Source organism: Micromonospora sp. NPDC002296 (assembly GCF_040296145.1).
Taxonomy (GTDB): Bacteria; Actinomycetota; Actinomycetes; order Mycobacteriales; family Micromonosporaceae; genus Micromonospora.
Map to the genome: position 1 here is coordinate 49,905 of NZ_JBEOWQ010000013.1, position 7,088 is coordinate 56,992.

A 7,088-nucleotide genomic window follows, 5' to 3' on the forward strand; every position below is an offset into this window, starting at 1 on the left:
CGTGGCTTGACAGACTGCCGGAGTGGGCAACAAGGGCTGGTCGCAGTGGGTCCGCCCCGGTGCGCCCGGCTCCCGGACCACCCGGCTGGAACTCTTCTACGACCTCGTCTTCGTCCTCGCCTTCCTTAACGTGACCGCGCTGACCACGAGCCACCCCTCCGCCACCAACCTGTACCGCTGCCTGCTGGTGCTGGGGCTGCTCTGGTGGTGCTGGAGCGGGTTCGCCGGGCTGGCCAACTACACCCGCGCCGACCAGGGCGTCCTGCCGCTGGTCGGGTTCGTCACCGTCGCCGCCACCTTCCTGCTCGTGCTGAGCATGCCGGGTGCGTTCGTGGATCAGCCGGGTGGGCTGAACGGCCCGCTGGTCTTCGCCGTCAGTTATCTCCTCGTCCGCGCGTCGCAGCTCGCCGTCTTCGGCTGGCTGGCCCGGGGGGACCGGGCGCGGCTGCGGCGGTGGCTGCTGCTCGTCCTGCTGCCGGTGGTCGCGACCGCCCTGCTCGTCGCCGCCGCCTTCGTGCGGCGGACCACCGGGGACGGCGCGGGTACGACCGTGCAGCTGGTGCTGTGGACCGTCGCGCTCCTCGTCGAGTACGGCGCGGGGGTGGCGCTCGGCGGCACGTACTGGGTGGTGGTGTCCGCCGGGCACTGGGCCGAGCGGCACGCCCTCATGGTCCTGATCGCGCTCGGCGAGTCGGTCATCGCGCTGGGGATCGGCCCGGGGTTCGTCAACGGGCTGCCGCTGACCTGGCCGGTGGTGGTCGCCGCCGTGACCGGCATCGCGGTGGCGTCGGCGCTGTGGTGGGCGTACTTCGACACCCTGGCCCTCGCCGTCGAGCAGGCGCTGCACCGAACCCGCGACCCGGGTGCCCGGGCCCGGCTGGCCCGCGACGCGTACACCTACCTGCATCTGCCGATCATCGCGGGGGTGATCTTCTTCGCCCTCGGGATCAAGGACGTGCTCGTCGAGGCGGCGAACCCCGAGACCCCGGCCTGGGGGGATCCCCTGGGGCTGTCCTGGATCCTGGTCCTCTACGGCGGGGTGGCCCTCTACCTGCTCAGCCTCGCCGGTTGCGGGATGCTGGCGCTGCGGGTGCTCCGTTGGCCGCTGCTGGTCGAGGTGGCGCTGCTGGCCCTGCTCGCCCCGGTGGCCGCCCGGTTGCCGGAACTGCAGGCGCTGGTGCTGCTGGCCCTGGTCTGCGTCACCCTCACCGCCGCGGAGACGCTGGGCGGGCGGCGCCGCCGGCGCCGGGTCCGGCAGCTCGCGCTGGAGGAGCAGCGGGCGGCCGAGATCGAGGAGAGCCGGTGGCGGGGCGAGCACCTGTGAGACGGCGGCGGCCGTGTCCCGGGACGGGGGGACACGGCCGCCGGCGGCACCGCGGTCAGAGCTCGGCGAGCGTGCCGGCGTACATCTTCTCGATCTCGGCCGCGAAGTTGCTCTCCACGCCCCGACGCTTGATCTTCAGGGACGGGGTCATCTCGCCGTGCTCGATGGTCAGGTCCCGGGGGAGGACGGCGACCTTCTTGATCGTCTCCCAGCGGTTCAGCTTGGCGTTGAGCTGGGCGACGTACTCCTCGACCATGAGCCGGGCCTCGTCGGAGGCGACGATCTCGGCGTACCCGCGGCCCTCCAGCGGGCCGCCGGCCGCCCAGCCGGCGATCGCGTCCGGGTCGAGGCTGACCAGCATGGTGCAGTAGTTGCGGGCCTGGCCGATCACGATCGCCTGCGAGGTGTACGGGCAGAGCGCCTTGAACATCCCCTCGATGTGCGACGGCGCGATGTACTTCCCGCCGGAAGTCTTGACCAGGTCCTTCTTCCGGTCGGTGATGCGCAGGTAGCCGTCCTCGTCGAGGCTGCCGATGTCCCCGGTGCGGAAGAACCCGTCGTCGGTGAACGCGGCGGCGGTGTCCTCGGGCAGGTTGTGGTAGCCGCGCATCACCGGGCGGCCCCGGACCAGGATCTCCCCGTCGGTGTCGATCCGGCACTCGAGGTCGCCCATCGCCCGGCCCACGGTGCCGATCCGCAGCCCGTCCGGCGGGTTGACGAAGTTGCCGGCGCTGGTCTCGGTGAGGCCGTACCCCTCCGAGATGGGCAGGTTGGCGGCGGCGAAGAAGCCGGCGATCTCCTTGCTCAGCGGCGCGGCGCCGGAGACCAGCACCCGGATCCGCCCGCCGAGCCGGGCCTGGAGCTTGCTGAACACCAGCTTCTCGGCCAGCGCGTACTTCAGCCTCAGCCCGGTCGGCACCGGACGGCCGTCCTGCTCCAGGGCCACCTTCGCCTGGCCGACCCCGACCCCCCAGGCGAAGATCTTCGCCTTGGCGCCGCCGGCGTCCCGGGCGGTGGTGACCACCTTGTTGTAGATCTTCTCGAACACCCGGGGCGCCCCGCACATCAGCGTCGGCCGGATGACCCCGAGCAGGTCGACCAGCTTCTCCACCCGGCCGTCGACGTAGGTCGGCAGGCCGACGTGGGTGGACCCGCAGAGCAGGGTCTTGCCGAACGAGTGGGACAGCGGGAGCCACAGGTACTGCAGGTCGTCGTCGCGCAGCAGCCCGACGTCGTCCTGTGCCACCCCCTCCCAGCACCAGCCGCCGTGCAGCAGCTCGACGCCCTTGGGCCGGCCCGTGGTGCCCGAGGTGTAGATCAGGGTGGCCAGGTGCTCCGGCCCGATCCCGGCCACCAGCCGCTCGATCAGCCCCGGCTCGGCGGCGAGCACCCGGGCGCCCTGCTCCTCCAGTTCGGCCAGGGTCAGCTGGGGCACGGCCGCGGCGGGATCGGGCGTGCCGTCGAAGAGCACCACGTGGGTCAGCGCCGGCAGTTCCGCGCCGGCGAGCTTCGCGGCCTGGGCCGGGTTCTCGGCGAACAGCACCCGGGAGCCGGAGTCGGCGACGATGTACGCCGCCTCCTCGGGCTCGGTGGTCGGGTAGACGGTGGTGGTGGCGCCGCCGGCGCACATGATGCCGAAGTCGGCGATGACCCAGTCGAGCCGGGTGCTCGCCAGGATCGCCACCGGGTTCTCCTGGCCGACACCGAGCCCGTGCAGCCCGGCCGCGACCGCCTTGGCCCGCTGGCTGACCTGCTGCCAGGTCAGCCAGACCGGCCCGGAGTCGTCGGGCGCGGGGTGGGCGAAGGCGTGGCGGTCGGGGGACGCCGCGACGCGCTTGAGGAACATGTCGGGGATGGAACGGTACGGTACATCGAGAGCCATCGCTGTAGCCGCCTTCAGGGCTGGAGGCGTGACGGGGGTCACGTCATTCTGCGGTTACCGAAGGGTATTGCCTGTACCGCGCATCGGCTAGCCCCGGCCGTCCCCCGGCGGCGCCGCCGGGGCGCGGCCTCAGGCGTACCGGGCGGCGCGGGTGGACCAGTCGTAGGTGGCCCGCACCCAGTTGCTCCGGGCGGCCAGGAACGGGCGCACCGTCGGGTCGTCGGCGAGCAGGGCCGCCTCCCGCTCGGCGTACACCGCGAGGGTGCGGTTGAACCGGTCGGCGGCGGCGCGCAGTGCCGCGGGCTCGCCCCGGCCGGTCTCGGCCGCGATGGCGCTGACCAGGTTGTGCGCGTCCGGACCCGACTCGTTCTCCTTGCCGTACGAGAAGAGGTCGTTGCACCAGCAGACCAGGTCCGCGGCGAGGGTCTCGACGTCGACCAGCGCCGGCTCGACCCGGCGTGCCGCCGCGGGCGGGGCGTCGTACGCCAGGTCGGTCAGGGTGAACGCGGGATGCACGGCGCCGGTGTGCCGGCGTAGCTGGACGTACTCCGCCACCCCGGGGGTGCGCCGGTGCTCCCGGTTCGCCGCCTCCCAGAGCAGGGCCAGCAGGTAGTCGCGCACCTGGCCGATGAAGCGCAGCAGCAGCCCGGGGGAGCCCTGGGCCCTGGTCCGTCGGCACAGGTCGTCCAGGGCGCTGCCGAGCGGGTCGTCGCCCGCGTGTCCCGGTGCGCCGTGCCGGTCGAGCACGTCGAGCAGGTCGGCGACGGCCGGGGCCAGCCGGGCGGGGGCCGCGCCGAGGCCGTCCTCGTCGCACGCGTCGTCGACCACGAACAGCCAGGTGACCAGGTCGGTGAGCAGGCGTAGGCGTTCGCCGGCCGCGTCCGGACAGGTGCGCCCGGCCAGCTCGGCGGCGGCCGCCCCGCGCAGCCGGGCCAGCCGGTGCCCGTTGGTGATCAGGCCGAGTTCCTGTGCCCAGACCAGGCTCGCCTCGGCGGCCAGGTCGGTCTCGGCGTGCCGGCGCGGGGGAAACGGCGGTTCGTTCAGGGCCGAGACCGCGAAACTTCGCATGTCGCACTTCCGGATGTGGCCGCCCCGGGGTGGGGCGACGGCCGGACGAGGGTACGTCAGCACCGATCGACATTCATAATTCGGTCACGAATGGTTTACACCCGTGTGTGATCGGAGAATCGCGGTTCGTCAGATGCCCAGCTTGGCGGACCTCAGCCGCTCGGCCAGCTCCGCGGGCCCGTCCACCTGCACCCGGGCCACCCGCTGCCGGCCGGTCAGGAACAGCACCAGTTCGGCCGGCGGGCCGACCAGCCGGGCCCGCTGCCCGCCCCGCCCCGCCGACAGCTCGCCGTGCCCGGGCGCCTGCACCAGCAGGTCGGCCGGGAAGCGGCGCAGCGCCAGTCGGCCCAGCACCGCGGCCCGACGCCACAGCACGGCGTGCAGCCCGGCCGGCAGGTCCCTCGGCCGCCACCCGGGCCGGGCCCGGCGGACGTCCTCGTGGTGGATGTAGAACTCCATGGTGTTGACCAGTTCGTCGGTGAGCGGGTTGCTCACCGGACTCCACACCGGTGGGCGGCGGACCTGGCCGACCAGCTCGGCGAACGGCCGGGCCGCGATCCGGGCCTGCACCCCCTCGGCGTACCTGCGCAGGGGCGGCAGCATGATCCCGCCGGCGGCGTCCGGCCGGCGTTCCCGGACGATCAGGTGGGCGGCGAGGTCGCGGACCGACCAGCCCTCGTTGATCGTCGGCGCGTCCGGACCCAGGCTCAGCATGAGGTCGGCGAGCGCGTCGCGCTCCGACCGGGCGTACCGCGTCATCGCCCGATCGTAGGCCGGGCCGGCGCGGTCGGCGCGGCGGCGGCGTCGGAGGCCGGGACGTGATCACCGACATACCCGGTGCGGGACGGCGAGGTGGACCGAACCCGGTAAGGATAAGGGGGGACAATTGCGGCTTACGGCGGGGGAGATCGTGACCAGCAAGACAAGTCGGGATGTGCTCGGCAGAGGGCTGTCCGTGCTCGGCCGGGCGATCCGGGAACAGCCCCGGATCTTCGCGGTCGCGGTGGCCGGCAGCGTGCTGTTCGGCGGGCTGGTCATCGCCAGCGCGTACATCGTCGGCGCGGTGGTCGGTGACGTGGTGGTGCCGGCGGTCGAGCGCGGGTCGGTGGGCGTGGCGGCCATCGCCCTCGCCGCCGGGGCCCTGTTCGGCATCAGCGTGCTGCGGGTGGTCGGCATCTTCGGCCGCCGGCTCGGTGCCGGCTACATGCAGTTCCGGCTCCAGGCCGCGTACCGTCGCCGGGTCACCCGCCGCTACCTGGACCTGCCGCTGTCCTGGCACCAGCGCAACGCCACCGGCACCCTGTTGTCCAACGCCAACTCCGACGTCGAGGCGGCCTGGTACCCGATCGCCCCGCTGCCGTTCGCGGTCGGCACGCTGGTGATGCTGGTCGGCGCGGTCGCCTCGCTCTTCGTCACCGACTGGGCGCTGGCCCTGGTCGGGCTGGCCGTGTTCCCGGCGCTGTTCGCCCTCAACGTGGTCTACTCCCGCTGGATGGCCCCCCGCCAGGCCCGCGCCCAGCGGCTGCGCGCGGAGGTCAGCGGGATCGCCCACGAGAGCTTCGACGGCGCACTGGTGGTCAAGACGATGGGCCGCGAGGCCCAGGAGACCGCCCGGTTCTCCGCCCGGGCCGGTGAGCTGCGCGACGCGCTGATCGCCGTCGGCCGGCTGCGCGGCGTGTTCGACCCGCTGCTGGAGACCCTGCCCAGTCTCGGCACCCTCGCCGTGCTGGTGGTCGGCGCGTTCCGGCTCCGGCAGGGCGCCATCACGGTCACCGAGCTGGTCAGCGTGGCGTTCCTGTTCACCGTCCTGGCGTTCCCGGTGCGGGCCATCGGCTGGGTCCTGGCCGAGCTGCCGCGCAGCGTCGCCGGCTGGGACCGGGTGCGCCGGGTGCTCGACGCCACCGGCGAGATGCCGTACGGGGACGTCGCGCTCGACCCGGCCGACCCCACCCCGGCCACCCTGACCTTCGCCGACGTCGGCTTCGCGTACGAGCCGGCCGAGGCGCACCTGCCCGGCGTCGAGGTGCTCGGTGGGGTCTCCTTCACCGTGCCGGCCGGGAGGACCGTGGCCCTGGTCGGGCCGACCGGCTCCGGGAAGTCGACGATCGCCGCGCTGGCGGTGCGGCTGGTCGACCCGCACACGGGCGCGGTCCTCCTCGACGGGGTGGACGTCCGCCGGCTCACCGCCGGGTCGCTGGCGGGCGCCGCCGCGCTGGTGGCCCAGGTGCCGTTCGTCTTCGACGACACGGTCCGGGCCAACATCACCCTGGACCGGCCCGACATCGCCGACGAGGACGTCTGGTCGGCGCTGCGGCTGGCCGAGGCGGACGGCTTCGTCGCCGCGCTGCCCGACGGGCTGGACACGATGGTCGGCGAGCGGGGCACCTCGCTCTCCGGCGGGCAGCGGCAGCGGCTCACCCTGGCCCGAGCGCTGGCCGGGCGACCCCGACTGCTGGTCCTCGACGACGCCACCAGCGCGGTGGACCCCCGGGTGGAGGCGGCCATCCTGGCCGGGCTGCGCGCCCCGACCGCCGGGGGGCCGGCCGCCTCGATCATGGTGGTGGCGTACCGGCGGGCCACCATCGCGCTCGCCGACGAGGTGATCTACCTGGAGCACGGCCGGGTGCTCGCCCGGGGCACCCACACCGAGCTGCTCGCCACCGTTGCCGGCTACGCCGACCTGGTCACCGCCTACGAGCAGGCCGAGACCGACCCCCAGCAGCAGCGCACGCCCGACGAGGTCAAGCCGTTGGCCTCGGGCCTGGAGATCGAGGTGGACCGGTGAGCGCGAGGAGTGAGCCTGCGAGCCCCGCA

At 73.7% G+C, this 7,088-nt stretch carries 5 protein-coding genes; 2 read left to right on the forward strand and 3 right to left on the reverse strand.

The features are described 5' to 3' along the window. Positions 1-22: 22 nt before the first annotated feature. Entirely contained in the window at positions 23-1,324 is a 1,302-nt protein-coding gene (locus ABT023_RS13335; RefSeq protein ID WP_350884976.1) for a low temperature requirement protein A, read from the forward strand. A 55-nt stretch (positions 1,325-1,379) separates the two neighbouring features. Here ABT023_RS13335 and ABT023_RS13340 read toward each other — a convergent pair whose 3' ends face one another. The 3 genes from ABT023_RS13340 to ABT023_RS13350 all read right to left on the reverse strand — a co-directional run bounded on the left by ABT023_RS13340 (position 1,380) and on the right by ABT023_RS13350 (position 5,033). Further along, complete coding sequence (locus ABT023_RS13340; RefSeq protein ID WP_350884979.1) at positions 1,380-3,206, reverse strand: AMP-dependent synthetase/ligase; 1,827 nt, start codon at positions 3,204-3,206, stop codon at positions 1,380-1,382. A gap of 129 nt (positions 3,207-3,335) precedes the next feature. Then, on the reverse strand, positions 3,336-4,274 hold the full coding sequence (locus tag ABT023_RS13345; RefSeq protein WP_350884982.1) for a terpene synthase family protein: 939 nt from the start codon (positions 4,272-4,274) through the stop codon (positions 3,336-3,338). 129 nt (positions 4,275-4,403) lie between these two features. Next, entirely contained in the window at positions 4,404-5,033 is a 630-nt protein-coding gene (locus ABT023_RS13350) for a TIGR03085 family metal-binding protein (RefSeq protein WP_350884984.1), read from the reverse strand. Positions 5,034-5,184: 151 nt separating this feature from the next. Between ABT023_RS13350 and ABT023_RS13355 the strand changes: the two genes are divergently transcribed. Further along, positions 5,185-7,059, forward strand: coding sequence for an ABC transporter ATP-binding protein (locus ABT023_RS13355; RefSeq protein WP_350884987.1), 1,875 nt, complete (start codon positions 5,185-5,187; stop codon positions 7,057-7,059). The last annotated feature ends 29 nt before the right edge of the window (positions 7,060-7,088 follow it).